Origin of the sequence: Magnetospirillum sp. SS-4 (assembly GCF_902729425.1) — a bacterium.
Classification (GTDB): Bacteria; Pseudomonadota; Alphaproteobacteria; order Rhodospirillales; family Magnetospirillaceae; genus Phaeospirillum.
Window position 1 is genome coordinate 99,405 of the sequence record NZ_CACVCH010000024.1, and the last position, 26,002, is coordinate 125,406.

General features: G+C 64.6%; 30 protein-coding genes. 25 read left to right on the forward strand and 5 right to left on the reverse strand.

The features are described from left to right. Complete coding sequence (locus MTBSS4_RS04390) at nt 1–297, forward strand: hypothetical protein (protein WP_173982178.1); 297 nt, start codon at nt 1–3, stop codon at nt 295–297. Nucleotides 298–324: 27 nt separating this feature from the next. Here MTBSS4_RS04390 and MTBSS4_RS04395 read toward each other — a convergent pair whose 3' ends face one another. Then, complete coding sequence (locus tag MTBSS4_RS04395) at nt 325–1,533, reverse strand: ankyrin repeat domain-containing protein (RefSeq protein WP_173982179.1); 1,209 nt, start codon at nt 1,531–1,533, stop codon at nt 325–327. 190 nt (nt 1,534–1,723) lie between these two features. On the opposite strand from MTBSS4_RS04395, the gene MTBSS4_RS04400 reads away from it, so the two are divergent. The 18 genes from MTBSS4_RS04400 (at nt 1,724) to MTBSS4_RS04485 (ending at nt 16,543) form a co-directional block, all read left to right on the forward strand. Next, the gene (locus MTBSS4_RS04400) at nt 1,724–2,362 is read left to right on the forward strand and encodes a DUF6441 family protein (RefSeq protein ID WP_173982180.1); all 639 of its coding nucleotides are present in this window, start codon (nt 1,724–1,726) and stop codon (nt 2,360–2,362) included. Beyond that, nucleotides 2,362–2,790 (forward strand): acyl-CoA transferase, encoded by a 429-nt coding sequence (locus MTBSS4_RS04405; RefSeq protein ID WP_173982181.1) that lies wholly within the window; start codon nt 2,362–2,364, stop codon nt 2,788–2,790. The genes MTBSS4_RS04400 and MTBSS4_RS04405 overlap by 1 nt, the downstream gene beginning before the upstream one ends. A gap of 23 nt (nt 2,791–2,813) precedes the next feature. After that, the gene (locus tag MTBSS4_RS04410; RefSeq protein ID WP_173982182.1) at nt 2,814–3,803 is read left to right on the forward strand and encodes a phage tail tube protein; all 990 of its coding nucleotides are present in this window, start codon (nt 2,814–2,816) and stop codon (nt 3,801–3,803) included. Further along, nucleotides 3,800–4,315, forward strand: a complete 516-nt coding sequence (locus MTBSS4_RS04415; protein WP_173982183.1) for a hypothetical protein — start codon at nt 3,800–3,802, stop codon at nt 4,313–4,315. The genes MTBSS4_RS04410 and MTBSS4_RS04415 overlap by 4 nt, the downstream gene beginning before the upstream one ends. A gap of 26 nt (nt 4,316–4,341) precedes the next feature. Further along, nucleotides 4,342–4,527, forward strand: a complete 186-nt coding sequence (locus MTBSS4_RS04420) for a hypothetical protein (protein ID WP_173982184.1) — start codon at nt 4,342–4,344, stop codon at nt 4,525–4,527. 3 nt (nt 4,528–4,530) lie between these two features. Continuing rightward, nucleotides 4,531–7,512 carry a tape measure protein gene (locus tag MTBSS4_RS04425; protein ID WP_173982185.1) on the forward strand — a complete coding sequence of 994 codons (2,982 nt, stop codon included), beginning with the start codon at nt 4,531–4,533 and terminating at the stop codon, nt 7,510–7,512. Further along, complete coding sequence (locus MTBSS4_RS04430) at nt 7,509–8,006, forward strand: hypothetical protein (protein ID WP_173982186.1); 498 nt, start codon at nt 7,509–7,511, stop codon at nt 8,004–8,006. Before MTBSS4_RS04425 ends, MTBSS4_RS04430 begins: the two co-directional genes overlap by 4 nt. A gap of 6 nt (nt 8,007–8,012) precedes the next feature. Then, entirely contained in the window at nt 8,013–8,882 is an 870-nt protein-coding gene (locus MTBSS4_RS04435; protein WP_173982187.1) for a hypothetical protein, read from the forward strand. 11 nt (nt 8,883–8,893) lie between these two features. Continuing rightward, the gene (locus MTBSS4_RS04440; RefSeq protein ID WP_173982188.1) at nt 8,894–9,304 is read left to right on the forward strand and encodes a hypothetical protein; all 411 of its coding nucleotides are present in this window, start codon (nt 8,894–8,896) and stop codon (nt 9,302–9,304) included. Between the two features lie 4 nt (nt 9,305–9,308). Next, entirely contained in the window at nt 9,309–9,875 is a 567-nt protein-coding gene (locus tag MTBSS4_RS04445; RefSeq protein ID WP_173982189.1) for a hypothetical protein, read from the forward strand. Between the two features lie 2 nt (nt 9,876–9,877). Next, nucleotides 9,878–11,221: a hypothetical protein gene (locus MTBSS4_RS04450; RefSeq protein ID WP_173982190.1), complete on the forward strand. Its 1,344-nt coding sequence runs from the start codon at nt 9,878–9,880 to the stop codon at nt 11,219–11,221. Nucleotides 11,222–11,223: 2 nt separating this feature from the next. Beyond that, nucleotides 11,224–11,661: a hypothetical protein gene (locus MTBSS4_RS04455; protein WP_173982191.1), complete on the forward strand. Its 438-nt coding sequence runs from the start codon at nt 11,224–11,226 to the stop codon at nt 11,659–11,661. Nucleotides 11,662–11,674: 13 nt separating this feature from the next. Beyond that, nucleotides 11,675–12,007 (forward strand): hypothetical protein, encoded by a 333-nt coding sequence (locus MTBSS4_RS04460; RefSeq protein WP_173982192.1) that lies wholly within the window; start codon nt 11,675–11,677, stop codon nt 12,005–12,007. After that, entirely contained in the window at nt 12,000–12,524 is a 525-nt protein-coding gene (locus tag MTBSS4_RS04465) for a DUF1833 family protein (protein ID WP_173982193.1), read from the forward strand. Before MTBSS4_RS04460 ends, MTBSS4_RS04465 begins: the two co-directional genes overlap by 8 nt. 72 nt (nt 12,525–12,596) lie before the next feature. Further along, the gene (locus MTBSS4_RS04470; protein ID WP_173982194.1) at nt 12,597–12,992 is read left to right on the forward strand and encodes an NlpC/P60 family protein; all 396 of its coding nucleotides are present in this window, start codon (nt 12,597–12,599) and stop codon (nt 12,990–12,992) included. After that, nucleotides 12,989–15,316: a host specificity factor TipJ family phage tail protein gene (locus MTBSS4_RS04475; protein WP_173982195.1), complete on the forward strand. Its 2,328-nt coding sequence runs from the start codon at nt 12,989–12,991 to the stop codon at nt 15,314–15,316. The genes MTBSS4_RS04470 and MTBSS4_RS04475 overlap by 4 nt, the downstream gene beginning before the upstream one ends. A gap of 11 nt (nt 15,317–15,327) precedes the next feature. Then, nucleotides 15,328–15,957 (forward strand): glycoside hydrolase family 19 protein, encoded by a 630-nt coding sequence (locus MTBSS4_RS04480; RefSeq protein ID WP_173982196.1) that lies wholly within the window; start codon nt 15,328–15,330, stop codon nt 15,955–15,957. Further along, nucleotides 15,944–16,543, forward strand: a complete 600-nt coding sequence (locus MTBSS4_RS04485; RefSeq protein ID WP_173982197.1) for a hypothetical protein — start codon at nt 15,944–15,946, stop codon at nt 16,541–16,543. Before MTBSS4_RS04480 ends, MTBSS4_RS04485 begins: the two co-directional genes overlap by 14 nt. 104 nt (nt 16,544–16,647) lie before the next feature. On the opposite strand, the gene MTBSS4_RS04490 is transcribed toward MTBSS4_RS04485, so the two are convergent. Genes MTBSS4_RS04490 through MTBSS4_RS04505 form a run of 4 tightly spaced genes read right to left on the reverse strand, consistent with a single transcriptional unit; the run spans nt 16,648 to nt 18,344 of the window. After that, the gene (locus MTBSS4_RS04490; protein WP_173982198.1) at nt 16,648–17,289 is read right to left on the reverse strand and encodes a YfbR-like 5'-deoxynucleotidase; all 642 of its coding nucleotides are present in this window, start codon (nt 17,287–17,289) and stop codon (nt 16,648–16,650) included. Then, nucleotides 17,286–17,666 (reverse strand): hypothetical protein, encoded by a 381-nt coding sequence (locus MTBSS4_RS04495; RefSeq protein ID WP_173982199.1) that lies wholly within the window; start codon nt 17,664–17,666, stop codon nt 17,286–17,288. The genes MTBSS4_RS04490 and MTBSS4_RS04495 overlap by 4 nt, the downstream gene beginning before the upstream one ends. Further along, complete coding sequence (locus MTBSS4_RS04500) at nt 17,663–17,905, reverse strand: hypothetical protein (RefSeq protein ID WP_254432375.1); 243 nt, start codon at nt 17,903–17,905, stop codon at nt 17,663–17,665. Before MTBSS4_RS04500 ends, MTBSS4_RS04495 begins: the two co-directional genes overlap by 4 nt. Next, nucleotides 17,892–18,344, reverse strand: a complete 453-nt coding sequence (locus tag MTBSS4_RS04505; RefSeq protein ID WP_254432376.1) for a phospholipase D-like domain-containing protein — start codon at nt 18,342–18,344, stop codon at nt 17,892–17,894. The genes MTBSS4_RS04500 and MTBSS4_RS04505 overlap by 14 nt, the downstream gene beginning before the upstream one ends. Nucleotides 18,345–18,500: 156 nt before the next feature. Between MTBSS4_RS04505 and MTBSS4_RS04510 the strand changes: the two genes are divergently transcribed. From MTBSS4_RS04510 to MTBSS4_RS04535, 6 genes are all read left to right on the forward strand, one after another. Beyond that, nucleotides 18,501–19,517: a YafY family protein gene (locus tag MTBSS4_RS04510; RefSeq protein ID WP_254432377.1), complete on the forward strand. Its 1,017-nt coding sequence runs from the start codon at nt 18,501–18,503 to the stop codon at nt 19,515–19,517. A 97-nt stretch (nt 19,518–19,614) separates the two neighbouring features. Then, complete coding sequence (locus MTBSS4_RS04515) at nt 19,615–19,956, forward strand: hypothetical protein (RefSeq protein WP_173982201.1); 342 nt, start codon at nt 19,615–19,617, stop codon at nt 19,954–19,956. 13 nt (nt 19,957–19,969) lie between these two features. Next, on the forward strand, nt 19,970–21,997 hold the full coding sequence (locus tag MTBSS4_RS04520) for an AAA family ATPase (protein ID WP_173982202.1): 2,028 nt from the start codon (nt 19,970–19,972) through the stop codon (nt 21,995–21,997). Then, nucleotides 21,997–22,461, forward strand: a complete 465-nt coding sequence (locus tag MTBSS4_RS04525; RefSeq protein WP_173982203.1) for a hypothetical protein — start codon at nt 21,997–21,999, stop codon at nt 22,459–22,461. The genes MTBSS4_RS04520 and MTBSS4_RS04525 overlap by 1 nt, the downstream gene beginning before the upstream one ends. Beyond that, nucleotides 22,458–24,632, forward strand: a complete 2,175-nt coding sequence (locus MTBSS4_RS04530) for a DEAD/DEAH box helicase family protein (RefSeq protein ID WP_173982204.1) — start codon at nt 22,458–22,460, stop codon at nt 24,630–24,632. The genes MTBSS4_RS04525 and MTBSS4_RS04530 overlap by 4 nt, the downstream gene beginning before the upstream one ends. Nucleotides 24,633–24,666: 34 nt before the next feature. After that, nucleotides 24,667–26,001: an ATP-binding protein gene (locus tag MTBSS4_RS04535; RefSeq protein WP_173982205.1), complete on the forward strand. Its 1,335-nt coding sequence runs from the start codon at nt 24,667–24,669 to the stop codon at nt 25,999–26,001. Nucleotide 26,002 lies beyond the last annotated feature (1 nt).

Below are 26,002 nucleotides of genomic sequence, written 5' to 3' on the forward strand. Positions count from 1 at the left end.
ATGTCGGCCTTCGCCGACGCTCTGGACGACCTGTTCGCCGATCCCAACATCGCCGCCACCGTCAGCTACCAGGGCCGTCCCGTGCGTGCCCTGGTACTCCGACCCGATCGCGATCTCGAATTTTCCGACATCACCATTCAGACGGCGACGGCGGTGTTCGAGATCCGGCGGCGGGAGTTTCCAACTCCCCAGGCGGGGGATGTGATCGTCCATGACGGCGACAGCTTCGTCGTCCAGGGCGAACCCCGTCTGGATGCCGAGCGGTTGGTCTGGACCTTGAACACGAGACCGGCATGAAATCAAACGCTTTCATCGTATCCGGTTTCAATATCCGATGACGAACGCCGCATCGACATTGACTTCGTTTCCATACTGAAAAAATGCCGTGAGCCGATTCACTACACGGTCAAAGACCAGTGTCCGGTTGCCTTTCTTGTTATTCCGGATCTTTGGTACGATGATAATTAGATAATTGGCATGTGTGCAGATGTGGCACTTCCACAGGTCCAATAGATCCATGTTGTTCTCAAGCGTTTTTCCCCGTTCCACCTCGATCAGAATCCCTCCACCGTCCCGGTACGGTCGGAAATAGTCAGGTCGGAGGCTCTTGGTGCCATAAGCGGCGAATAGATCAGTCTGCTCAGATGAGAAGCCGAGGTGCTGTAAATGTGGCTTCAAAATAATTTGAATGGCATGGCTAGTTGCATCAACAACATTGGCTCTCGATATGTCGGAGAAAATTCCGGGTTGGGTCATGAATTCCACGATGCTGTCCGCAGCCGAATACGCTTCTGCATAGCTCAGGAGGTTCGGAAGATTCGTGTTGCTTAACACGCAAAACGCGGGGATTAGGTCACCCGAGGCATTTCCTGTCATGGTCTGCATAACGCGGTCGGCATAGACAAGATGCCCGCGTTCGGAACCATCAGCTACGCGGCACCAAGACTCGACACACAGGCAAGCCTCCGTCCCTTTTTCGTCGGAGAACCAGTATAGGAAGCCGCCATGCATGCCGGGGACAGCGAACCAAACCCTTTTTCCCTGTTCAAGTTCGGTAAGGCATTCCAGATCGGGCAATCTGATACACCCCTCCTCAATCAACCAATTGGCTCGACCGCGAATAAGCCGATGAAACTGACCTTGAATGCGGGATAACACGTCAGGGTCAATTTGGACCCGGCGTTCCGGTGCCAGTAGTTTCTCAATTTCCGCATGCCCCCGTCGCCGAGCAATCTCTTGGGCAGTTTCCCCATCCCGATTCTTCAAAGTGCGGGAGGCCCCGAGATCCAACAAACGCCGGATAACGGCGACTGGAGCGCCTGAGTAAGCTGCTTGATGCAGCGGGGTATAGTGAAAATTCCCGCCCGGTCGGATGGCGTTGATCAGTTCCGGCGATTCCCCGATCATGGTAAGGAGCTTGTTCCAATCGGCACTCTTGGCGGCATCGGCCAATTCGTGCCGCATGGCCAGCGCGTCAGCATTGGCGTTTTCCGGAACGCCCATGACGCCATCCCAGTACATTTGGTCGGACATCGTTCCCCTCCCGCGCCCCGTATTCTAGATGTTGGCTCGTGGGTTGGCGCAGTGCCGATGTCTGGTCACGATCAACAGCCTGAAGACAGCCTAAGGTCACTGGGAAGACGCGGCAACTTCCGCGTCATTAGGGACCGTCATCTCTAATGATTTTGCGGTCGCTGGTGTGGACCCTGGATACGAGACCGGCATGAAACTCGCGGCAGCCCTTTCCGGCGATCTGCGCAAGATCATGGCCGAGGAGGTCAAGGCCGCCGAGGATGCCGTCACCGCCGCCATGCGTCAGGCTGCGGACGGGCTGAAGGCCGACCTCCGCCGCCAGATCACCGAGGCGGGAATGGGCCAGCGCCTTGCCAACACCTGGCGGGCCGAGCATTATCCCAAGGGCCGCAATAGCATCAAGGCGGCGGGCTTCGTCTTCACCAAGGCCCCCACCATCATCCGCGCCTTCGACGAGGGGGCGGTGATCAAGTCCAGGCATGGCTTCTGGCTGGCGATCCCCACGCCCGCCGCCGGCACCGGCGCCCGAGGTCGGCGCATGACGCCCGGCCTGTGGGAACAGATGCACGGGAATCGGCTCCGCTTCATCTACCGCCGCGGCGCTCCCTCGTTGCTGGTGGCCGAGAACATGCGGGCACGCACCGGCAAACGGGGCGGGTTCGGCCATGGCAGTGCCTCGGCGTTGCGCACCGGACGCGGGTTGGCCACCGTGGTGATGTTCATCCTGGTGCTGCAGGTGAGCTTGAAGAAACGCCTGGACGTGAACGCCGCCGCCGAGCGGTGGGCCGATGCCCTGCCGGGGCTGATCGTGGGGAATTGGAGGTCCTGATGCCGTCCATCCGCGAACAGATTTTCACCGCCCTGCTGGCACGGCTGGAAACGGTCCCCGATGCGACGGCCAAGCGGGAAGCCCCATTGCCGGAGACAGTGCCCGCCGGTGGGCTGATCATCCTGCGCGACGGCGATCCTGGCGACCCGGAAGTGGTGCTGTCGCCCGTCACCTATCTCTGGGAACACCAAACCGAGATCGAGGTGATCCGCCAACGCGGCCAGGACGACGACAGTGCGGCATTGGACGCCTTGCTGGTGGCGGTGGGAATCGCTTTGGCGGCTGACCGTTCCCTCGGTGGTCTGGCTGAATGGCTGGACTGGGGCGCCCCCAAGACCTCGGGCCTCGCCATCGACGGGGCTGCTTCCTTACGCGGCGCCACGGTGCCCCTCACCATCCATTACAGCAGCCCCGATCCGTTGGGCTGATCCTTTCCAATCGGAGTTTCGACATGGGCAAAACGCGCGCTTACGGCGCCGATTGCGTGCTGCTGGCCGCCTTCGAGGCGGGCTACGGCGTGCTTCCGGCCAACGGCTACACCCGGCTGTCATTCACGGAATGCAGCCTGGGGGCCGAGCGCCCCCTGGGCTACGACCCGCTGCTAGGCCAGGGCCGCGATGCCCAGGATCCCTATTACGAGGCGGTCAAGGACGAGGGCGATGTCGGCGTGCCACTCGATGTGCGGGCGCTGGGGTTCTGGCTGAAGGGCCTGTTCGGCGCACCCGCCACCACGGGCGATACCGACACCGGTTTCACCCATGTGTTCACCTCGGGCGGCACCTTGCCCAGCCTGGCGCTGGAAATCGGCCACGCCAAGCTGGCCATCCCTAAGTTCTTCCGCCATGCCGGGGCCAAGCTGGACAAGCTGTCCTTCGATATGGCCCGCTCCGGCGCCGCCAATGCCACCGTCTCGGTGATCGCCCAGGGCGAGACCGAAACCGCCGCCCCCATCGACGCCGCCCCGGCGGCCTTTCCTCTGAAACGCTTTTCCCAGGGCAGCGGCACCATCCGGATCGGCGGCGGCCAACTGGCCAACGTGGTCGGCGGCAAGCTGTCCTTCTCCAACAATCTGGAGCGGGTCGAGACCATCCGCGCCGACGGCCTGATCGACGGCGTCGACGAGACCGAGGCCACCGCCGAAGGCTCGGTGGACATCCGTTTCGGCACCGATACCACGCTCACCGCCGCCATCGCCGCCGAAAGCCCGGTGGAGATGGAATACGGCTTCACCATTCCCGCTGCCGGAGGCGGCAATTCAACAACGTCGCCCTTTGCCCTGACCTTCCATCTGCCCCGCGTCTTCCTGCCCAAGAAGAAGCAGGAGATCAAAGGCCCCGGCGGTATCCAGGCCAGCTACGACTGGCGGGCCGCCCGCGATCCGGTGGCCGGGTATCTGCTCCGCGTCACCCTGGTCAACGACGTGGCGGGGTACGGGCCATGATCCGCCTGACCATCCCCAAGGAACCCTACTGGATCGATCTGCCCCATGGCGTGCGGGTGTTCGTCCGCCCCCTGACCACGGCAGTCTACGAGGCTGCCCGGGCAAGGGGGTGGCGCATGGCCCGCGCCATTGCCGCCGAACATGCGGATCTCAAGGCGGCCGGGGCCGACATCACCGGCCTGCCGGACCTGTCCGACGAGGACGCCCTGGCCGGGCTGTCGCAGATGCTGTTCGCCCAAGGTCTGGCCCGCTCGGCCATCACCAAATGGGAGGGTGTGCTGGGGGCTGACGATCAGGCCGCCGAGATCTCCGACGCCGCTATCGCCGAGTTGATGCAGCTTCCCCGCATGGCCGAGTCCTTCGTCGTCCAATACACCGAAACCCACGAAGCGGTCATCGCCGAGGGAAACGTCTCCAGGCCCGCGCCGAATGGCACTTCGGCGGCGGGCCGGACTACTGCCGAGGCTGCGGTGGAAACTGCGACTGCCCCTACGACACCAACGCCCCCCTGACCGAAGCGGGCTGGCAGGCCTGGGAATTGCTGACCGGGGCCATCGGCGCCATTCGCATTGGCCCGCGTGGCGGCATCACCGGCCTCGACCTTCCCGCCCTGCTGATCCAGGCCGAGGCCCTGGGTTACGACCAGCCCCTGGTGGCGCGGCTGCTGCCCTTCGCCGAGCGGGGCATGGTGGCAGGGGCTGCGAAGATGCACACCGAGACCTGATTCATGGCCACCAAATCCGTCTCCATCCGCCTGTCCCTGCAGGACGGCGAAACCGTTCGTCGTGCCCTGCTGAAGCTGGGCGAGGACGGGCAGAAGGCGCTGGCCCGGATCGAAGGGGCGGCGCAGCCCGCGTCCAAGTCGCTGCTGGCCATCAACGCCGCCAGCCAGGATATCCAGGGCGGCATGGCGGCTTTCGCCTCGCGGCTCGGCCCCATCGGTTCGGTGATGATGGCGCTGGGGCCAGCTGGGCTGGCGGCAGGTGCGGCCATCGGCCTGTTCGGCAAGGCGATGGTCGACTCCACCGTCAAGATGGAGACCCTGGAAGCGCGGCTGAAGGGTCTGGTCGGCACTGCGGCCCTGGCCGAAACCACCAGCTATCTCTACGCCCAGGCCCAGAAGACCGGCACCGCCCTCGAGACGGTGATCGACGCCTATTCCCGGCTGGCGGCGCTGCAGAAGGCGGGGATCATCACCACCGGCGAATCCCGCGCTCTGCTGGAGGGCTTCCAGGCCACCGCCATCGCGCTGGGCGCCTCGTCCGGGCAGTTGGAGCAGTCGCTGTTCGGCCTCGCCCAGGGTCTGTCCTCGGGCACGCTCCGCGCCGAGGAGCTGAACCAGGTGGTCGAGCCCATGCCCGGCCTGCTGCAGGCTCTGGACCGGGCAGCCAATCTGCCATCGGGCGGCTTCCGCCAGATGGTGGCCCAGGGCAAGGTGACGGCGGACATGTTCCGCGACACCCTGATCAAGGCGCTGAAGAGCTTCGACGCCGCCGCCAGCGACAGCGCCGACACCAGCGAGCGGTCGTTCCAGCGGCTGTCCAACGCCTGGACCAACTTCACCAACGCGCCGTGGCTGCGCAAGGTGCTGTCCGGCGCTGCCAATGCCGGGACCTTCCTGCTGGAGGACGCCACGCCGGGGGACGGCAGCCTCGCCGCCCAGTTGAAGGCAGTTGAGGCCCGCATCGCCCAGGCCTCCAGCGGTTCTGCCATGGGCAAGCCGCTGGCCACCGGCTATCGCGGCACCACCACGTCGCTGCAGTTGGACAACCAGGAACTGGTCAAGCTGCGCGCCGAGCGCCAGCGCCTCCTCGATGAGATCGCCCAGGCCGACCGGCGGGCGGCCGAGGAGGAGGTCCGGGCCAAGGCCGAGCGCGACCGGGTCCGGGCAGGGCAGCGCGAGCCGGCCTATGTGGAGAAGCTGTCCGACCTGAAGTTCGAGGTGGAATGGCAGGAGCGCCTCAACGCCGCTCGCGCCGCCGGCAACGCCGAGTTCGCCCGCACCAAGGCCCAGTACGATGCCGCCAAGGGCTTCCGCCAGCTTGAGAAGGATCTGTTCCAGCAGGGTGGTGTCTACCGCACCCCGGCCAAGGAACAGGAAATCCGCGACCTGCTGGCGCGCGAGGCCCAGGCCAAGGGAACGGGCGAAATGTCCGCCCAGGCCCAGGCCGAGGTACTGGGGCTGGAGCTTCAGGCCCGTGGCCAGGAGCGCCTTGCCCTGGCCGCCCGCGAGGGTGGTCGCGCCCAGATCGACGCCGCCCGCGCCGCCAAGGTGCTGGAATTCGCCTTCAAGAACGGCGGTGTCGCCGTCGCCGCCTACGACCAAGCGCTGCGGCGCATCGACGACGCCAAGCTGCTGGAGCAGAAGAACGGCTTGCTCCGCTCGCTGGAGCAGGAATCCGCCGCCAACGACCGCCTTGCCGACGCGGCGCGGGGATCGGTGGCCGACACCCTGTTGGCGGAGCGCACCAACTGGCTGGCAGAGCAGGCCTCCAAGGGGCTGACCGACGCCAACGGTGACCTGGCCCGCTCTTACGATCAGGTGCAGAAATCCCGCGCCGAAAGCGAGGCCGCCCGTGCCATCGCCGATCTGGAGCGCGAGATCGATGCCCAGAGGCGGCTGGCCGAGGCGGTGCGCAGCGGCGACCGCGCCCGGGTCCGCGACGTCACCATCGACACCGACGTGGCCCGCTTTGCCCGCAGCCGCAAGCTGGCCGAGGACGATCCCAAGGTCGACGAATACCGGTCGGCCCGGTCACGCCAGTATGCCGAGGCGGTCAAGGACGAGGCCCAGCAGACCAATCTGGCCTACGACGCCACCCTGCGGTTCAGGGACGAGCTGGCCAAGCTCAACGAACAGCGGGCCAGTGGCGCCTTGTCGGAGGAAGCCTACGCCCGCCGCTATCAGGAACTGGAGCAGGACAAACTGGCGGCCAGCCGGGAATGGCAGGACGGCGCCATCCGAGCTGTGCGGGCCTATGTGGATGAGGCCACCAATGCCGCCGCCTCGGCCGAGCGCGCCATGAACGGCATGCTGAAATCGTCCGAGGATGCCTTCGTCCAGTGGGCGACCACCGGCAAGCTGGCGGCGGGCGACCTGTTCAACACCCTGGCCGAGGAGGCACTGCGCGCCGCCTGGCGCATGGCAGTAGTGGCGCCCTTGTTCGGCGGAGCCAGCGGCGGCCTGTTCGGCGGCCTGATCGCCGGCATCGGCAGCTTCTTCTCCGGCGGGGGCGCCAGCAGCGGCGGCTCGGTCCCGGTGCCCGACACCGGCGCCTTCGCCATCGCCCATACCGGTGGCCTGGTCGGCCTCGACCGCCTCCAGACCCGCTCGTACAACCCCGCCGTCTTCGCCAATGCGCCCAAGTATCACGGTGGCGGTTTGGTAGCCGGCGAACGCCCCATCGTTGCCCGCGTCGGCGAGGGCGTGTTCACGCCGCGGCAGATGGACAATGCCGACCGCCTGCTGGGCGCGGCCCTGTCCCGGCCGGCAGCAGCGGTCAACGTGCAGGTCACCGTCCATAACAATGCCGCCGGCACCGAGGCCAAGGCCCAGTGGTCGCAGGGAGCGGACGGCAACGTCCAGGTCGATGTCTTCGTCGAGGAAATCGAGAACCGCCTCAACCGCCGCATCGGCCGCGGCGAGGGCATGGCGCCGGTGCTGGAGCATCGCTATGGCCTCAATCCGGCGGCCGGAGCCTACCGATGACCACCACCATCTCCTGGCCCGCCCGGCTGCCGCGTCCCACCTATGACGGTTACGCCCTCGAACCCCAGGACGCCACCTCGCGCACCGACATGGAGGCGGGGCCGGCGCGGCAGCGGCGCCGCTTCACCGGCACGCCCACCCGCATCCCGGTGCGCTGGCGGATGTCCCAGATCGAGTTTGCCACCTTCGAGGCATGGTTCCGCCTCAAGCTGGCCGACGGTGCCGAATGGTTCGCGGTCGACCTGCTGAGCGGGATCGGCGTCGCCGGTCACGAGGCTCGCTTTCCTGGCCAGAGCGGCAGCCCCTACCGGGCGGTGCCCGGCCGGAGCGGCTCCTGGATCGTCACCTCGGTGCTGGAAATTCGCGAGCGCCCCATGTTCGACGAGGGAGCGCTGGACATCCTGCTGGCCGAGGACGTGGTCGCTCTCTTCGCCAACATCCAGACCCTCCATACCACCCTGCATGTCGGCTTGTCCGTCAGCATTCGCTGGTGATCGCCCATGACCCTGCAAACCAATCTCGCCGCTGCCGTCGCCCAGGTGACCGCGGACAGCACCCTGCTGCACAAGGTGGTGCATGGCCCCGCCAGTGGAACCGAGTGCCAGGTCGTCACCGAGGGCGGGGTCGTCAAGACGGTGGCCAAGGCCATCGCCGATATCGACACCCAGCTTCAGTCCGGTCTGGAAACGCTGGACCAGAAGGTTGCCGCGGCGGCGGCCAGCGCGGCTGTCGCCGTCCGCAGCGCCGATACGGCGGCGACGAGCGAGGCGGCTATCGCGGCCAATGCTCAGGCCGCCAGCCTGTCGGAAACAAATGCCGCCGCCAGTGCATTATCCGCATCTGGCAGTGCCGCCGCAGCCAATACCAGCGCGGACGTGGCGCAGGCTTCCCGGCAAGCGGCGGAAAACGCCGCCGCCCAGGCGGAGCAGTCCCGGATCGCCACCACGGCGGCGGAGGCCGTCACTTCGCAGGCAGCGACGGATGCCGGTGCTTCGGCAGCGGCGGCCAATGCCTCGGCCATCGCGGCTGGTGCCAGCGAAACTACCGCCCAGGCGAGCGCGGAGGCGGCGGGTCTGTCCGAACAGCAAGCGGCCGAATCCTCGGCTGTGGCAGTAGCCGCCGAGGCCAGTGCCTCCGCGTCGGCGGCCCAGGCCCGCGCCTCGGAAGCCGCCGCCGCAGGCTCGGCCACGGCGGCGGCGCAGTCGGAGGCCATGAGCACCATTCGGGCCGGACAAGCCGAGAGCTTCGCCGTCGCGGCCGAAGCGGCGGCCACCATCGTCGCCGAGGCGACGGGGCTGGATCTGCCGACGCTGATCGTTTCCGCCCGCAGGGGCTCGGACTACCGGACGCTCGGCATCGAACTGTTCTGAAGGGAAGGCCCATGACCACCCTTGCCCATTACCTGACGGTCAAGGCCGCCCAGGACAACGCCTTCGCCACCATCTCGGCCAAGCTCGACGACCCCAACCTGCGGATGGACGATTTCGCCCTGATGGTGAAGGCCATCGAGCTGATCGAGACCGTCCAGGACACGGATTCCTTCAATGCCCTGCTGCGCAAGGTGGTCGCCAAGGCTGCCGGGTTTTACGCCCCGAACTTAAGCGGCGAGGACATCCTCATGCTCACCCGGGCCTCCCGGCTGGGCGACATCCCCCATGGCGGGGAAGAGCGATGGCAACTGCTCAATCGCGACGACCGGAACATGGATGTCACCGGCGCCGTGATGGTCGGTGAACGAAGCCTGGAATCCTTCGGCGATTGCGTCCTCGAAACCTTCTACGCGGAGACCTGATTCCATGCCCCTGACCATCCCCCCGATCCCCAATGCCGCTCCCTTCGCGGCGTTCTCCGACAATGTCGGCATCTTCAGCAATTCCAAGGCCCGCGACATTCCGGCCCGGCTCAATGCCATCGCCCAGGCGCTGAAGGACCACATCAATACGCTCTGGCTGGCCACGGCCACCGGCTTCATCAATGGCACGGTGATCGCCGGCCTGAACGCCGCCATCGCCAAGATCGAGACCTTCTCCAACGGGATCGAAACCCGCATCAACGATCAGATGGCCGAATTTCAGGTCAATCTTGCCAGTTACCTGGGCACCGGCGCCGGCTATTCGGTCAATGCCGCCAATGCCGCCCTGTTCACCGGGGCCATCGTCGCGGGCGATGTCGTCTACGACGTTGCCGGTCGGGCGGTCTCCATCCGCCAGGGGCCGCGCCTGATCAGCGGCATCACCTACAACGACGACGGCACCATGGCGGGCTACGCCGAAGAGCTGACCCTCGGCGGCATCACCTATTCCCGCGCCTTCACCTTCAGCTACACGCCCGACGGCCAACTCGCCGCCGTTACGGAGGTTTGACGATGGATATCCTGACCTTCAACGCGCTGAAACAGCACCAGCGCCACCTTGATCGCGATCTTCTCGATCCCTGGAAGCGCCCGGCCTTCGCCGTGGTGACCATGAGCAGTTCGGCGCCCTGGGGCACGGTGGTCTACAACCACTACCTCCAGGAGCTTTGCCGCCAGCACTACAATGACAGCGGCTACATGCAGGGCAGCACCAGCAGCATGGGCACCGAGTTCTTCAACAACTGGTATTCCTACGGCCAGACCAACTCCAACATCAGCTCGACCGACACCTCCTATGGTGACGGCACCGCCCGCTGCGGTCATCTCGGCCATATCGCCCTTGGCGTTGGCCCCGACGGCTCGATGATCGGCCGCCCCAGCCCCTATGCCGGCACGGCGCTGAGGAATGTCGGTGTCTGGGTCAACAACAAGACCAACAAGAACCTCGCCCTGTTCATGGAGAACCAGTATGCGGGCGTGGCGCCGCGCGCCATCGCCCCTGGCCGCCTGACCGGCACCGAGGGTTGGCATCTGGCCTGGACCAACACCAAGTTCTACGCCCAGAACAATTTCGGCACCTACAACAAGTACGGGATGATCGGCTACAACGAGAAAACCGGCACGCTGGTCATCAACGAGAACAGGAATGGCGGCACCTCCATGCGGCTGCACGTCTATTCCAACGTCCCGCCGTTCGACATCGCCGCCAGCAACCGCCACGCCTGGTTCAATGGCCTCGACGAGACCAAGCACACCGTCTACGACTGGACGGCCAATTCGGCGGGGTACGCCGAGAGCCTGTATCGCGGCATCGTCATTCCCTGCGACGACGGCAAGATCATCATCGTGCGGATGGAACCCAGCAATTACTGCATGCTGGACCGCTTCACGCCGAACGGCGCCGGGGGCTACACCAAGGAAGCCACCCACACCCTGAGCACGACCACCACCTACGGCATGGAATCCGGGGATCGCAACGGCATCCGCTTCCAGATCTCCAACGACGGCAAATACGTCATCTGCTACCAGCCCTATTACTACTATGGCGCTGGCGCCGAGGTGTTCCTGATCCGGGTGTCGGACGGGAAGTACGCCTTCCTGCAATACCAAGATTCCAGCTATGGGCGGTCGTTCGCGCCCATCCGCGATAGCGACTTCATGGTCTCGTACAGCCCGAATTCGGACAGCGGCTACGGCATCTACATGTCGCACATCGACACCCGGACGGTGTTCCAGGCCATCGCCGACAAGGGCGACATGAGCTCCAAGGTGCCGGGCTTCAACGTCTACATCTTCGACAGCGCCTATCACTCGACCAACTACCCCTACATCGTTCCGATCATCGGAGGGAATTGATCATGGCCGCCAAAATCAGCTTCCCCCACGGCAATGACTGGGGCGTCATCGGTCCCGAGGGCGACCACGATCTGCCGGTGGACTCGACCTTGGGCCACCGCTTCCATCTCGTCGACGGCGAGGTCGTCGACCGCTATGACGGCGCCACCGACGACGAGGTCCGCGAGATTGATGCCGCGCGCGTCGTCGAGCGGCAGGCCGAGGAACTCCAGGCGGCCAGAACCGCCCTGGTTCGACGGGTCAAAGGGGAAGCGGCGCAGAGGATCGCCGCTCTCGACTGGAAGGTCGAACGCGCCCGCGAGCGGGATGCCCTGAACGGCACGACGACCCTCCAGGACGTCTATACCGAGCGCGAGCTCATTCGGATGGCGAGCAACGAGGCCGAAGCCGCCATCGCCAAACTCGCCTCCCCGGAAGAGATCCTGGCCTTCTCCTGGTAGGGAACGATCCGTCATGACTGAACAATCACCCGAGGTCTGGGCCGGCGTCGCCACCCAGTATGTCGGCGCCTGGGGCAGTGCCGCACCCGTCGTCCAAATCGCTGCCATCATCGCCGTGGTGATCGTGGTGGCGATCCTGGCCTGGGCTTGGTCGCGGCGGCGGGAACTGCCGGAGTCCTCCGGTGTCCCTGTCGAAGCCTTTGCCCATGTGGTCGAGGAGCAGGCTCGCCAGACCGAGGCGCTACGCTCAGCGGTCGAAGGGCTGTCCGAGATCGTCCACCAGATCCGCCTGCTGCTGGAAGCCCGCACCCTGTGCCCCTATGGCGAGGACCGGCGGGATGCCTGATCCGCGCTTAAGCCAGGCGTTGCGCGAGGCCTATGCCGCCGCACCCGCCGACACCGTCATCCTGCACACCCTGGAAATCTGGCACCCGACCTTCACCGAACCGATCCGGGTGGTCCGCGACCATGCCGACCTCACCGCCCGGCTGGAGGCGGGGGCGGCGCGGGACGGGGGGCAAAGGGTCACCTTCATCGCGCTGACCTTCGATCTTGACCTGCCGCCGGTGGACACCGGGCCGGTCCCCGAGATCGCCGTCACCCTCGACAATGTCGGCCGCGAGCTCTCGGATGCGCTCGAGGCCGCCGCCATCAGCCAGGACCGGATCGAGGTCATCTATCGGCCCTTCCTCTCCACCGACCTGGAGGGGCCTCACATGGACCCGCCCATCACCCTGACTCTGGCCGAGGTCGAGGCCGACACCCTGCGTGTCACCTGCCGAGCCCGCATGCTCGACGCCGGCAACAAATCGTTCCCCTCCATCACCTATACCGCCCAGCGGTTTCCCGGTCTGGCGCGGTGAGGTGATTGCGGGCTGCCGCCCGCGCCCGCCTGGAGGATCGCCTCCAGACCTCCGTTCCATTCGAGGTGCTTAATGCATTGGGCTGCCGCCTATATCGGCCTGCCATGGTCCGCCCACGGCAGCGGGCCGGACGCGTTCAATTGCTGGGAATTCGTCCGGGTGGTGCAGGACCGCCACTTTGGCCGCGTCCTGCCCGACATCGCCAATCCCGAGGACATGCTGGCCATGGGGCGTACCTTCCGCGACCACCCGGAACGTCGGCGTTGGGCCAAAGTCGTCGATTCCCTGGAAGGCGATTGCGTCCTGCTGCGCCGGTCCCGCCATCCCATCCATGTCGGCATCTGGCTCGACGTCGATGGCGGCGGTGTCCTGCATTGCAGCCAGGAGTCCGGCGTGGTGTTCCAACGCCCCGACGCGCTCCGCCTCAACGGCTGGGCGGTCGAGGGCTTCTACCGGTATTCGCCGTGAGCGCGTCCGTTGTCATCGTCGCCAACCCGTTCGAGCCGGTGGCCAGCCGCTCGGTCCATGCCGTGGCCTCTGGAATCACCGTCGGAGCCTTGCTGCTCGACTGCGGCATCGGTGAGGACCGCTGGGACGATGGCCCGGAAATCCGCATCGGCGGGTCTTCGGTGCCGCCGGAGGTGTTCACCGTCCGCGTCATCGGCGAGGGCGACATCGTCTCGGTGATTCGCTGGCCGCAGGGAGGCGGCGGAGGAGGTGGGGGCGGCAAGAACCCCCTGCGGATCGTGCTGACCATCGCGGTGATGGTGGCCGCCATCTATCTCGGGCCAATGGCGGCGGTCGCCATGGGCTACACGGCCACCGGCACCGCCGCGGCGATGGCCACCGCCGGCATCGCCATGGTCGGCTCGGTGCTGATCAACACCGTGATCCCGGCGCCCAAGCCGTCGATGCCCTCGCTCAACTGGGGAGGCAGCGGCAGCGCGCCGGCTCCCAGTCCGACCTATTCGCTCCAGGCCCAGGGCAACCAGGGGCGACTGGGCCAGCCGATCCCGGTGATCTATGGCCGCCACCTGATCTTCCCCGACCTCGCCGCGGAGCCCTACCAGGATTACGTCGGCGGTGAGCAGTACCTGTATCAGCTCCATGTCATCGGCCAGGGCGAGTATGCGGTCGAACAGATCCGCATCGAGGACACCCCCATCGCCTCCTTCGAGGAGGTGCAGACCCAGATCGTCCCGCCCGGTGGCGAGGTGACGCTGTTCGAGCCCGACGTCATCACCGCCGCCGAGATCGCCGGCCAGGAACTGGTCGCCCCCAATCTGGTGGCCTCCGGCGACGACGGATATATCGGCCCGTTCACCGCCAATCCGGTGGACACGTCCGCGGGGGCGCTGGGCATCGACGTGGTGATGCCGCGCGGCCTCTATTACGCCAATGACGGCGGCAGCCTCGATACCCGCACCGTCCAATGGCAGGTCGAGGTGCGCGCCATCGGTGCCGATGGCGAGGCTCTTGCCGGCTGGTTGGTGCTGGCGACCGAATCCCACACCGCCGCCACCAATACCGCCATCCGCCTGTCTTTCCGCTATGCGGTGCCGACCGGGCGCTACGAGGTCCGCCTCAGACGCCTCGACACCAAGGACACCGCCGAGCGGGCCGGGCATGAGTTCCGCTGGGCCGCGCTGCGCGCCTACCTTGTCGGCCAGCCCGATTTCGGCGCCGTTACCCTGCTGGCGGTAAAGATGCGGGCCACCGACAATCTGTCGCAACGATCCAGCCGCATGGTCAACGTCATCGCCACCCGCAAGCTGCCGGTGTGGTCGGCTGATGGCGGGTGGTCGGCACCCCAACCAACCCGCTCCATCGCCTGGGCCTTCGCCGACGCCTGCAAGGCGCAGTACGGCGGCAAGCTGGCTGATGCCCGCATCGACCTGAAGGCGCTGCTGGCCCTGGATGCCATCTGGACCGCCCGAGGCGACAGTTTCGACGCGGTGTTCGACACCAGCATGACGGTGTGGGAGGCGCTGACCCGTATCGCCCGCTGTGGCCGCGCCGTGCCCATTCAGCAGGGCGGCATTGTCCGCATCATCCGCGACCAGCCCCAGGCCATCCCCGTGGCGCTGTTCGGGCCGCGCAACATCGTCAAAGGCTCGTTCAAGATCAAATACGTCATGCCGGGCGAGGACACCGCCGACGCGGTGACGGTGGAGTATTTCTCGTCCCGCACCTGGAAGCCCGACGAGGTCACCGCCAAGCTGGACGATTCCTCCGGCGACAATCCGGCCAAGGTCAATCTGTTCGGCTGCACCGCCAAGGACCACGCCCAGCGGGAAGGCCTCTACATCGCCGCCAATAACCGCTACCGCCGCCGCCTTGTGACCTTCCGCACCGAGTTGGAAGGGATGATCCCCACCTATGGCGATCTCGTCGCCATCACCCACGACATGCCCCGCTGGGGGCAAGGCGGCGAGGTGATCGACTGGCGGGCCGAATCCGCCAAGCCGCCCTGGACGGGGGCGGTTCTGGTGCTGTCCGAACCGCTGACCTGGACCGAGGGCGCCAGCCATTACCTGGCGCTGCGCCGGCGCGACGGCAGCCTCGCCGGGCCGTTCCGGGTCGAGCCGGTGGCCGATGCGCCCACCATGGTGCGTCTCGCCGATCCCCTGACCGTCATCCCCTACACCGGCGGCTCCGAGGAGCGGACCTACTTCAGCTTCGGCCCCGGCCAGGCCTGGGCGCAAGCCGCCCGTGTCCTCGCCATCCGTCCCCGCGCCGAGCAGGTGGAGATCACCGCCGTCGCCGAAGATTCCCGCGTCCATATCAACTGACCGAGGTTCCCATGCTGTCTGTCGACATCCTGCGTGCCGCCCTGCCGGCGGCGCGGTCCACCGATATTGCCCGCTTCGCCACCCCTTTGACGGAGGCTTGCGCCGAATGGGGCATCGACACGCCGCTGCGATTGGCCGCTTTCCTCGCCCAGATCGCCCATGAGAGCGGGCAGTTGCGCCTTCTGGCAGAGAACCTGAACTACTCCGCCGAGGCGCTGCTGCGGATCTTTCCCCGCCACTTCGACGCAGGCCAAGCCGCCGCCTACGCCCGCCAGCCCGAACGCATCGGCTCCAGGGTCTACGCCAACCGCATGGGCAATGGCGACGAGGCCGGCGGCGACGGCTGGCGCTATCGCGGGCGGGGCCTGATCCAGGTGACCGGCCACGACAATTACGCCGCCTGCGGCACCGCCCTCGGCGTCGACCTGATCGCCCAGCCCGAGCTGCTGGAGCAGCCCGGTTCCGCCGCCCGCTCGGCCGGATGGTTCTGGCACCGCCACGATCTCAACCGCCTCGCCGACGCCCGCGACATCGCCACCATCACCCGGCGCATCAACGGCGGTCTCACCGGTCTCGACGACCGCAAGGCCTGCTACGCCCATGCCTGCGCTGCCCTGGAGGTCTCCCATGAACCTGCTTGATCTCCTCGGCGATGCCGCCGCCATCGCCGCCAACCCGGTCTCCGGTCTCGCCAAGGTGGCCTTGGACGTGGCTCCCGATATCGCCGGCCTGTTCGGTGACGATGCCGAGAAGGCGGTAGGCAAGCTGGCCGACACCGTCCGCGCCATCACCGGTACCGACGATCCCGACAAGGCCCGCGAAGCGCTGGCCGATCCCAACCTCGTCTTCCAGCTTCGCTCCCAAGCGCAAGTATTCGCTCACGAAGAGCGCATGCAGCAGATGGCCGGCGCCATCACCACGCTCACCGCCACCCTGGCCGACCGCCAGGACGCCCGCGCCCGCGACGCCGAGTTCATCAAGGCCGGGCGCAGTAATGTCCGCGCCAACGTCCTGCTGGTGACGGCGGGAGCAGGCATCGTCGGCGGCATCGCCTTCATGGTATTCGGCCACGTCGATGGCAACACCGCCGTCGGAGGCTGCATCATCTCGGTGGTGACCCTGCTGGCCGGCAAGTTCGCCACCGCCTTCGATTTCGAGTTCGGCGGATCGGCGGATTCCGAGCAGACCCGCACCCTGCTGGCGCAGGCGCCGCCTATCGGCAAATAGAACAGATCGAATTTCGCATTGACGCGGCCGACCGGGGGAAACCCTGGTCGGCCGCTTTTTTGCGTTCTGGTGGGCGCAGGGGATCTGCGCTTCCACCGCCCCTGTCACGCCAGCGCCTGACTGTTGAGGGCGATGCGCCACTGCCGACGACAGCTCATTCCACCGGCAGCCAAATCCTGAAACACTGTCAGAAAGCGCTTCCGTGCTGTCGGAGCATCCCAGGGGTCAATATCAACGTCGGGCGCGGGGCGACGGAAGCCGAAGACCTGTCGGGCCTCGGCTTCGGTAAAGCCAGCGAGATGAATGGCCTCGATGAAGGCGGCAAGCCTGTCGGCGCGGTCGATCATCTCTCGCCATTCCTGCGGCAACAGAGCCGGCAGCCCGAACGCCAAGTGAATGGTTCGGGCCAGGCGAGCCTCCAGTTCCACATAGGCGGGACCGATCGCTCTCTTGAACGGGGTGACCAGATCGGATGTCACGAATTCGGGACCGTCGTGAAGCAGGGCGGCAAGCAGGCAGGGGGCCGGCGCCGACGGCGTCTCTGTGGCGACCAATTCCGCGACCAGGATCGAATGCTGAGCGACAGAATAGCCGTGTTCGCCGTGAGTTTGGCCATTCCATCGGTTAAGGCGGGCCAACCCAAGGGCGATGTCGTCGATTTCGATGTCCAGCGGCGAGGGATCAATGATGTCAAGGCGCCGACCTGAGAGCATTCGTTGCCATGCACGGCCGCCGATTTCGCTCATTTCCAGCGCTTCTCCACCGTTCCGATGCGGCGCCCCATATTGTCCCGCAAGGCATAGCCTCCGGTGATGGCGTCGGGTTCAATGGTCTGAAGACGTTTGCCGGTCAGATCGCGAATGACCATTTCCTGGCCGTATCCGGGCTCGACGGTGCCCGTCCTGCGTCCATCGCCATCCCGGAGGATTTTCTGCCCGCCGATGCCGTCTTCCACGGTTCCAATCCTGCGGCCGGAGGCGTCTCGGCGCACCATGGCGCCGCCGATGCCCTGTTCGACCGTCCCGACGGTTCGGCCTCGCTGGTCGCGAACAATGAAATCGTCGGCCCGCGACGGCAAGGCGACCAGGATGGCGAGCAGCCAGAGACACCAACCACGCATCATGCATTCCGTCCCTCGGCCAGGGTCTCCACCACGGTCAACACTCGCATGGCGACGTCATGTTCCGGCCAGCGGGCCAGCCGAGCCAACCGGGCCGCTCGTTCCGCCGCCTCGGTCCTGGCGGCGCATCCGAACAGGGTGACCAGCCGCCGGGCGGCATGCTGTACCTCAATCTCGGGTATGGGTATGCGCGGCGTGATCATGGCCTCAGGCTGCCACGGGCGGGTGTCAGAAACGGTCATGTCGCCTGGTCTCCCCGCTCGTTTCCGCCAGTCTTGCCTCGAAGGGGGGCGAGTGATCGGCGTGTCGGTGCCAATTGGCCGCGTACTGCCCCGCCAGGGTCTCGTCGTGTAGGATAACAAGGTTTTCGGCGTTCCGGCTCTGGGCCGAGCGGGTGAAATTGAACGATCCCGTCACCACCGTGCTCCCATCGATCACCATCACCTTGTTGTGGGCGATGGCGTGGTCTCCATCGACCAGAATGTGAATTCCGGCGGCGGCAAGCTGTTGTGCCACAGCGCTGCCGGCCTTCTGCCCCAGCGCGCCACCGTCGAGGATCACGCTTATCGTGACCTGGCGGCGACGGGCGTCGGACAGCGCCTGGGCTATGGCGGGATTGGTGAAGCCATAGGCCTGAACCAGGACCTCGCGCCGGGCGGTGGCGAGCTCAGTCACAAGCATACCGGTGCAGTCTTCGCCCGGCGTGAAGCACACCTGGGCATCGCCGGCCCAGGCGGGTGGCATGATCAATAACGACAGTGCCAAAGCCCCACAGATCCGCATCGCAGCCGCCGGTTGATCTTGCCCACTTCATTTGACGGCCTGTCCGTGTCAGAATTGGACACGTTTCATGGACTGGGGGCGGCGGTGCGCTACGAGAAGGCCGACAACCTGCTGCAATTGGCGCTGGAGATGCAGGCGGCGCGCGGCGGCCTGTCGTTGAAGGATATCGAGGACAAATTCGGAATCGGCCGGCGCACCGCCATGCGCATGCGCGATGCGGTCCTGCGCAATTTCCCTCAGTGCGAGGAGGTGGAAACCGATGAGCGGATCAAGCGCTGGCGAATTCCGTCCGGCACCCTGGATCGCCTGATCATCTTCACCGCCGATGAACTGGCCGCGCTGGAGTCGGCCATCCGGCTGCTCGACCGCGACAACCGCGAGGACGAGGCGGCGAACCTCTCCACGCTTTCCGGCAAGCTGAGGGCGCTTCTGCGTCCCGACGTGGCCCGCAAGGTGGAGCCCGACCTGGAAGCCATGCTGGAGGCCGAGGGTCTGGCCATGCGTCCCGGACCGCGCCCGCGGATCAAGGTGTTCGTGGTCGAGGACCTGCGCGAGGCGATCACGGCCTGCCGCAAGGTCAAGATCCGGTATAAAAACCGCCACACCAAGCGGACCGCCGAGCGGCTGGTTCATCCCTACGGCTTCCTCCATGGTCACCGCAACTACCTGGTCGGCTGGCATGAGAACCCCAAGGCCAACAAGGTGGCCCTGTTTGCCCTTCCCAACGTTGAAGAGGTGGAGATCCTCGCCGAAACCTTCGTCCGCGATCCCGGCTTCGACCTCGCTGGCTTCGCCGCCCGCTCCTTCGGCCTGTTCCAGGAGGAGCCCTATTCGGTGGCCTGGCGCTTCGCTCCCGAAGCGGCCGAGGATGCCGCCGATTTCGTCTTCCACCCGACCCAGACCATGGAAAAGCAGCCCGACGGCTCGCTGATCGTCCGGTTTATCGCCGGCGGCGACCTGGAGATGGCCTGGCACCTCTACTGCTGGGGCGACAAGGTCGAAGTACTGGAGCCAGCGAAGTTGGCCGAGATGGTCAACGAAAGCCGGGTGGCGTGGGGGGCGCTGCCGTGAGAAGCGCACATGTGAGTCGCCGCTGATTTCGTGGCCAAAGCATGGGCCGTTGGGGGAATAAAAGTCCTAATCGCTGGGCAACCGCGGATGCCGACATGTGCCCGTGTTTGTCACCCAACTATTTTCTAATCACAAGGGTGAAGACGCTGCGTCGCTGGGTAGCTATAAGATTGAGAGCAAAATCCTTGGTGATCCAACGAATTTCGGCCGGGAGGCCAGATCAGTCACGATGGGCGCGATTCGGGGAGGGGGTCAGATGTCAGATGAAAACTGGATAGAGGAACTGGCGGTTAGGGCCGTCGAAATCGAAAAGCGGCACGCTCACGACCTGGTGAACGCGCAGACGGAACGCCGTCGCCGCATCCGGGATGCCGTCGACGAGGTGGCCGGGCAGATCATCGCCGCGTCCCAGGACGCGGACGCCCTGGCAAGCAACTGAAGGCGGGCGGGACATGAAGATCAAGAAGATCACCCTCTCGAACTTCCGCCAGTTCTACGGCGACCAGGACATCGAGATCTCCGACGACCCGGAGAAGAACGTCACCCTCATCCATGCCCAGAATGGCGTGGGTAAGACCACCATTCTGAACTCGGTCCTGTGGACCTTCTACAACCAGCCCACCAAGAAGTTCCTGGAGCCGGAGAAAATAATCAACTTCGCCTCCTACAAGGAAGGCAACCGGACCGCCTCGGTGGGCATCGAGTTCAGCCACGAGGGCACCGATTACCTGGCTCAACGGTTCCACCGCCAGGACCGCGGCTATCCCGAGCAGGTGTTCAAGGTCCACAAGATTATCAACGGCGACTACCAGGAGCTCCGCACCCCCGACCCGTTCGTGCAGTCGGTGATGCCCCAGGCCATGGCGCCGTACTTCTTCTTCGACGGCGAACATGCCGAGACCTTCAGCGCCACCCATAATCACAAGGAAGTGGCCAAGGCCATCCGCAATATCCTCGGCTGCAACATCGCAGAGTTGGCCATCGAGGATCTGACCTCCTGCGCCAAGAAGCTGGTGAAGGAAATCGCCGACATCCCCGACGCCAGCGACCTGAAGCAGGCCGAGCAGGAACTGAGTCGTCTGGAGACCAACGCTCAGCAGTTGGACCAGAAGATTGAGGTGCTGCAGGAACGTCGCACCACCTTCCAGGAGACGGTCGACGAACTCAGCCGCCAGCTGGCCTCCCTGCAGATCGTCGCCGCCAAGCAGCAGACCCGCGCCGCCAAGGAGAAGTCCCTCGCCGACGTCCGCAGGCGGATCGCGGATGCGCAGGTGTCCATCGTCAGCTGGGCAGGCCGCCCCGATACCCTGCGCCTGGTCGCGGAGAAGCTGTCCGGCTCGTCGCTCGATTTCATCGACGAGGAGACCCTGAAGGGCCGCATCCCCAGCCCGTACAACGAAACCTTCGTGAAGGGGCTCCTGCAGGCCCACAGCTGCATCTGCGGCCGCCATCTGCCCGAGGGCTCCGACGAGTTCAAGGCGGTGGCCAAACTCCTCGAGTCGGCTGGCAACGCCCTGGTGCTGAACCGGGTCGTGAAGGCCCGCTCCAAGTGCGAGGAGCTCCGCAAAGACAAGGAATCCTCGGTCCGCTACCTGCGCAAACTACAGGAGGAGATCGGCAGGTTGCGTCAGGACGAGCAGGACCTCGAGCAGGAAATCGCAGCCATCTCCAAGGAGATCGCCTCCATCGACGCGAGCGAGGTGAAGGAGAAGGAAGAGGCCCGGCGCAAGGCGCAGAACGAAATCCGCGCCATTACGGAGGCCATCGGCGCGGCCTTGCACCAGAAACGGAATGCAGACTCCGACTTCGCCGAGGCCAAGCGGCGCTACCAGAAATTATCAGGCGAGAATAATAGAGCCAGACCGCTCAAGGTGCGCCAGGAGCTGGCTGAGGCGGCGGCTGGGTTTCTGAGTAGTGAACTCAAGGGCCATGAAAACTCGGCCCGCATCCAAATTCAAAGTGAGGTGTCCAGGATCATCAAAGAGACCGCGCGGCGTGACTACAAATTTCGGCTCTCTCAAAATGATTATCGAATGGAGCTGCTGTTTGAAGATGGCAGCATGGTGCCGCGGAGCACCGGCGAGAGCCAGTTGCTGAGCCTGGCATTCATCGCGGCCCTGGTCCGCTACGCCAAGATGCGCAGCAATGCCAACGGCCGCATCCTCATCCCCGGCATCGTCGCCCCGCTGATCCTCGACTCGCCGTTCGGTCAGCTCGACGACGTCTACCGCGAGGCGACCGCCCGCTTCGTTCCCCTGCTCGCTGAGCAGGTCGTGGTGCTGGTTTCTCGTTCCCAGGGCGACGAGAACGTCCTGGGGGCCATGCGGGCCAAGGTCGGCGCCGAGTACGTGCTGACGGCCGAGAACACGGCGCCCCGCGGCGAAAAGCGGGAAGAGGTCATTGCCATCAACGGCCGGACCTACCCCCTGACCAGCTATGAATGTGCGGTCGACAAGACCCGTGTCCAGCAGGTGAAGTGATGCGCACCATCCGCCGAAGCAAGAAGTACGATGACCTGGTCTCGCGGCTGGCCGAGAAGCCGGTCAACGACCAGCAGAAGATCTTCCCAACCTACAAGGCGCTGATGTGCTTCGCCGCCTGCCTGGGCTACGATGCCGGCGAGGAAGGCGATGTCAGCGACCCAATCGACTTCGTCGACTCCCGCGTCATCGAACGTGATGCCGACTGCATGGATCTCATCTACCTCATCGCTCTGGCCAAGAGCCGGGACGCCAACATCCTCAAGGACGGCAGCGAAAGCGAGACCCAGTTGGCAAGCGCCTTCGAGCGGTTCTCCGAGGGCGGTCTTGGGGTGCTCCAGAAGTGGATGAACGAGACGCCGTCCGACGCCTACGGCCATGAGGCCATCATCGTTGCCATGCAGAAGTACGGCTACCTGCCCGCGCCGAATGCCAAAGCCTCCCAGGAGGAGCCGACGTTTTGAGCCTGGCAGCCCTCTCGCTGAAACCCGTCTACCGGTCGGGCCGGGACGATCTGGTCAAGGACTTCTACATCCCCTGCCTCAAGGCGTCGGTGAAGTACGACCGCGCGGTCGGCTTCTTTTCGGCCTCCATGCTGTCTCTGGCGGCCCAGGGCCTGAGCGCCCTGGTCGAACGCCAGGGCGCCATGCGCCTGATCGTCGGCGGCGCCCTGACCGAGGACGAAGCCGAAGCCGTGATGCGCGGCTACACCGAACGGGCCAAGACCGAGGCGGAAGAGCGCATTCACCAGGAGGTCCAGGCCCTCATCAAGGACATCTCGGACAGCCTGTTCGAATGCCGCCTGCATGCGCTGTCGAACCTCATTGCCTTCGGACGGCTCGACATCAAGGTCGCGCTGACCCGCAAAGGCATGTACCATGAGAAAATCGGTGTCTTTTACGACGGCGAGGGCAACTCGGTGGTCTTCGCCGGGTCGGCCAACGAGTCGCAGAGCGCGCTTTCGCCCGACTTCAACTTCGAGTCCATTTCGGTCTATCCGTCCTGGAAGGAATCCGTCCGCGACTACCACGACGAATTCTCCGGTGGCTTCCAATCTCTGTGGGACAACAACGAGAACCGGGCCATCGTCATCGACTTTCCAACCGCGGCCAAGGAAGAGCTGATCAAGTTCGCCACCTCCCGGGCCGGGATGGTGACACCCGACCTGGAATTGGCCATCTGGGACGAGATGCGGCGGAAATACGCGCCCAAGGAGGAGAGCAAGACGACCTCCTCGTTGCCCAGCCTCCCCACGGTCTACAAGGGACGTGAGTTCGACATACGGCGTCACCAACGCTTGGCACTGAACAAGTGGCAGGCGGCCGACTACCTCGGCATCCTCGCCCTGGCCACCGGCGCCGGTAAGACCGTCACCGCCATCTACGCCGCCACGAAGATGCTGATGACCAAGGGACGCTTGGCCCTGATCGTCGCTGTCCCGTATCAGAGCCTAGCCGAGCAGTGGGTCGAGGAAATGGCCCTGTTCGGCTGGCGCGCTATCCCCTGCTTCGGCGGCTGGCAGAACTGGCTGGAGAAGGCCAGCGAGCTGTCGATGTCCTTCCAGAGCGGCGGCATCCAGGCCCTGTCCTTCGTGGTCGTGAACGCCACCCTGACCTCGGACAAGTTCCAGGACGTGCTGAAGCGCCTGCCCAGCGAGGATTTGATGTGGGTGGGTGACGAGTGCCATCACCATGGCAGCGAGCGGCTAGCCAACAACATCCCCAAGCAGGCCCGCTACCGCCTGGGCCTGTCGGCGACACCGTTCGACTACATGTCGGAAACCCGAAATGAACGGGTCCAGGATTGCTACGGCTCGGTGGTCAGCACCTACGGCCTCAAGGAGGCCCTCGAGGACGACGTCCTCACGCCCTACGACTACCATGTCCATGTCGTCGAGTTGACGGACAAGGAGACCCAGGACTACATCGAGATCTCCAACAAGATCCGCAGCCTGATGCTCTCCGGCGCTGACGCCGAGGAGAGCCAGGCGCTGACGGCGGCCCTGATGCAGCGGGCCCGCATCCTGGGTTCGGCCTACAACAAGCTGGGGCTGCTGCGCGACCTGCTGGCCGAACGCGGCGTCGAGCCCATGACGCTGCTCTATTGCGGCGACGGCTCGGTGGAAGACGAGGACGAAGCCGAGTCCATGCGGCAGGTCGACGCCGTGTCCCTGCTGGTGCGGGAATACGGCTGGCGCACCAGCCACTTCACGGCCCATGAAAGCCGCAAGGAGCGTCAGGCGATCCTGGACAACTTCCGCCTCGGTATCATCGACGGCCTGGTGGCTATCCGATGCCTGGACGAAGGCGTCGACGTCCCGTCCTGCCGCACGGCCTACATCATGGCGAGCTCGCGCAATCCGCGGCAGTTCATACAACGCCGTGGCCGTATCCTGCGCCGGTCGTCTGGCAAGGACTTCGCCGTCATCCACGACTTCCTGGTCCGCGTGCCGAAGATGGGCGATGACAGCTATTCGCTGGAGCGCAGCCTCGTCAGCGCCGAGCTGAAGCGCGTCGCCGAGTTCGCTGGCCTAGCCCGCAATTTCACCCAGGTATTCGAGAAGGTGAAGCCGCTGCTGGCCGAGTATGACTTGTTGCACGAACTCATTGTCGGGTCATTGCAGCACCAAGATTAGAAAGACCTGATTATACCGAACTGCAGGAGCCGATATGACCGATCACGATGACGATGTCGATGTTCTGCCGACAAAGTCCTTATTCGTCGAGATGCTGACTCGGGACATCGGACTAAATAGGGCAATTATTGACTTGGTTGACAACAGCGTTGACGGAGCTCGACGCCTTCGCCCTGAACCGGATGCGGACCTCAGTGACCTTAAAATAGAAATTACAGTCAACGGCGATACATTCAAGATAAAGGACAATTGTGGCGGCATAGGAATAGACCTTGCCAAGCGATATGCTTTCAGAATTGGAAGGCCAAAGGACATGCCTTCGACTCCTAATTCCGTTGGTCAATTCGGCGTCGGGATGAAGCGAGCACTGTTTAAGTTCGGCAGACAGTTTAAGGTAATTTCTAAAAGCGCCGCTGATAGATTCATTCTGGATGTGGACGTCGATGTCTGGGAGGCCGACTCGACTCAGTGGCGCTTTAAGTTCACTGAGGCCGAAAGAGAGCTTGATATACCTGAGGATGAGACCGGAACAGAAATCATTGTGACGCGCTTGCGTAGCGCCACGGCATCATCCTTTGGGCTCACTACATTCCAGAACTCTTTGAGCCGGGAGATTGCATCAGCCCAGCAGCAATACATCGACAGAGGGTTGAAAATCGTATTTAACGGTACGCCATTACTTTCTTCTCCATGGACACTTCTCAAGGCAGAAGGCTTTGAGCCTGAGAAAATCGAAAAGGAGCTCCTGGTTAACGGAGCAAGGGTCCTGGTCAGGATTTTTGCCGGAGTCCAGGCCCCCAATCCCCGTCAAGCGGGCTGGTACATCTTCTGCAATGGGCGAATGGTGCTGGAAGCCGATCAGAATGCATTGACCGGCTGGGGCCGACTGGCTGAAACCGACGGGGTGGTTGCACCAAAATATCACAACCAGTTCGCAATGTTCCGTGGTTACGTTTTCTTTGATTCTGAGGATGCCTCTCTTCTCCCCTGGAATACCACCAAGACTGGTGTGGACGAGTTTTCAGAAATATACAAAGCAGTATTTCTCGATATGCTCGAACCGATGCGGCGTGTTCTCGATTTTCTGCGGCGCCTGGACGACGAAAAGGATTCGCCTGAACAAGAGCGCCCGCTCAACGATGCGATCAAGCGCGCGGCGCCTTTGCGTATCAGAGATATTTCCAGGAGCGGCCCATTTATCTATCCAGAGCGCGCAATCAAGAAAGGGCCCCCTTTGGTCTCTATCCAATACCGCAGACCAAGGGACCAGATTGAGGCGCTTCAAAACGCTCTTTCCGCTCGCTCAGCCCGCGAAGTCGGTGAAACAACTTTCGACTTGTATTATAGCCAGTTCTCGTCGGAGAGCTGAA

Coding starts and splice junctions, on each gene's coding strand:
- MTBSS4_RS04485 (WP_173982197.1), top strand. CDS start 15,944: ATGAACCTGCTTGATCTCCTCGGCGATGCCGCCGCCATCGCCGCCAAC.
- MTBSS4_RS04425 (WP_173982185.1), top strand. CDS start 4,531: ATGGCCACCAAATCCGTCTCCATCCGCCTGTCCCTGCAGGACGGCGAA.
- MTBSS4_RS04415 (WP_173982183.1), top strand. CDS start 3,800: ATGATCCGCCTGACCATCCCCAAGGAACCCTACTGGATCGATCTGCCC.
- MTBSS4_RS04410 (WP_173982182.1), top strand. CDS start 2,814: ATGGGCAAAACGCGCGCTTACGGCGCCGATTGCGTGCTGCTGGCCGCC.
- MTBSS4_RS04460 (WP_173982192.1), top strand. CDS start 11,675: ATGACTGAACAATCACCCGAGGTCTGGGCCGGCGTCGCCACCCAGTAT.
- MTBSS4_RS04445 (WP_173982189.1), top strand. CDS start 9,309: ATGCCCCTGACCATCCCCCCGATCCCCAATGCCGCTCCCTTCGCGGCG.
- MTBSS4_RS04525 (WP_173982203.1), top strand. CDS start 21,997: ATGCGCACCATCCGCCGAAGCAAGAAGTACGATGACCTGGTCTCGCGG.
- MTBSS4_RS04455 (WP_173982191.1), top strand. CDS start 11,224: ATGGCCGCCAAAATCAGCTTCCCCCACGGCAATGACTGGGGCGTCATC.
- MTBSS4_RS04520 (WP_173982202.1), top strand. CDS start 19,970: ATGAAGATCAAGAAGATCACCCTCTCGAACTTCCGCCAGTTCTACGGC.
- MTBSS4_RS04500 (WP_254432375.1), bottom strand. CDS start 17,905: ATGACCGTTTCTGACACCCGCCCGTGGCAGCCTGAGGCCATGATCACG.
- MTBSS4_RS04490 (WP_173982198.1), bottom strand. CDS start 17,289: ATGAGCGAAATCGGCGGCCGTGCATGGCAACGAATGCTCTCAGGTCGG.
- MTBSS4_RS04480 (WP_173982196.1), top strand. CDS start 15,328: ATGCTGTCTGTCGACATCCTGCGTGCCGCCCTGCCGGCGGCGCGGTCC.
- MTBSS4_RS04495 (WP_173982199.1), bottom strand. CDS start 17,666: ATGATGCGTGGTTGGTGTCTCTGGCTGCTCGCCATCCTGGTCGCCTTG.
- MTBSS4_RS04390 (WP_173982178.1), top strand. CDS start 1: ATGTCGGCCTTCGCCGACGCTCTGGACGACCTGTTCGCCGATCCCAAC.
- MTBSS4_RS04395 (WP_173982179.1), bottom strand. CDS start 1,533: ATGTCCGACCAAATGTACTGGGATGGCGTCATGGGCGTTCCGGAAAAC.
- MTBSS4_RS04405 (WP_173982181.1), top strand. CDS start 2,362: ATGCCGTCCATCCGCGAACAGATTTTCACCGCCCTGCTGGCACGGCTG.
- MTBSS4_RS04470 (WP_173982194.1), top strand. CDS start 12,597: ATGCATTGGGCTGCCGCCTATATCGGCCTGCCATGGTCCGCCCACGGC.
- MTBSS4_RS04400 (WP_173982180.1), top strand. CDS start 1,724: ATGAAACTCGCGGCAGCCCTTTCCGGCGATCTGCGCAAGATCATGGCC.
- MTBSS4_RS04440 (WP_173982188.1), top strand. CDS start 8,894: ATGACCACCCTTGCCCATTACCTGACGGTCAAGGCCGCCCAGGACAAC.
- MTBSS4_RS04505 (WP_254432376.1), bottom strand. CDS start 18,344: ATGCTTGTGACTGAGCTCGCCACCGCCCGGCGCGAGGTCCTGGTTCAG.
- MTBSS4_RS04450 (WP_173982190.1), top strand. CDS start 9,878: ATGGATATCCTGACCTTCAACGCGCTGAAACAGCACCAGCGCCACCTT.
- MTBSS4_RS04435 (WP_173982187.1), top strand. CDS start 8,013: ATGACCCTGCAAACCAATCTCGCCGCTGCCGTCGCCCAGGTGACCGCG.
- MTBSS4_RS04535 (WP_173982205.1), top strand. CDS start 24,667: ATGACCGATCACGATGACGATGTCGATGTTCTGCCGACAAAGTCCTTA.
- MTBSS4_RS04430 (WP_173982186.1), top strand. CDS start 7,509: ATGACCACCACCATCTCCTGGCCCGCCCGGCTGCCGCGTCCCACCTAT.
- MTBSS4_RS04465 (WP_173982193.1), top strand. CDS start 12,000: ATGCCTGATCCGCGCTTAAGCCAGGCGTTGCGCGAGGCCTATGCCGCC.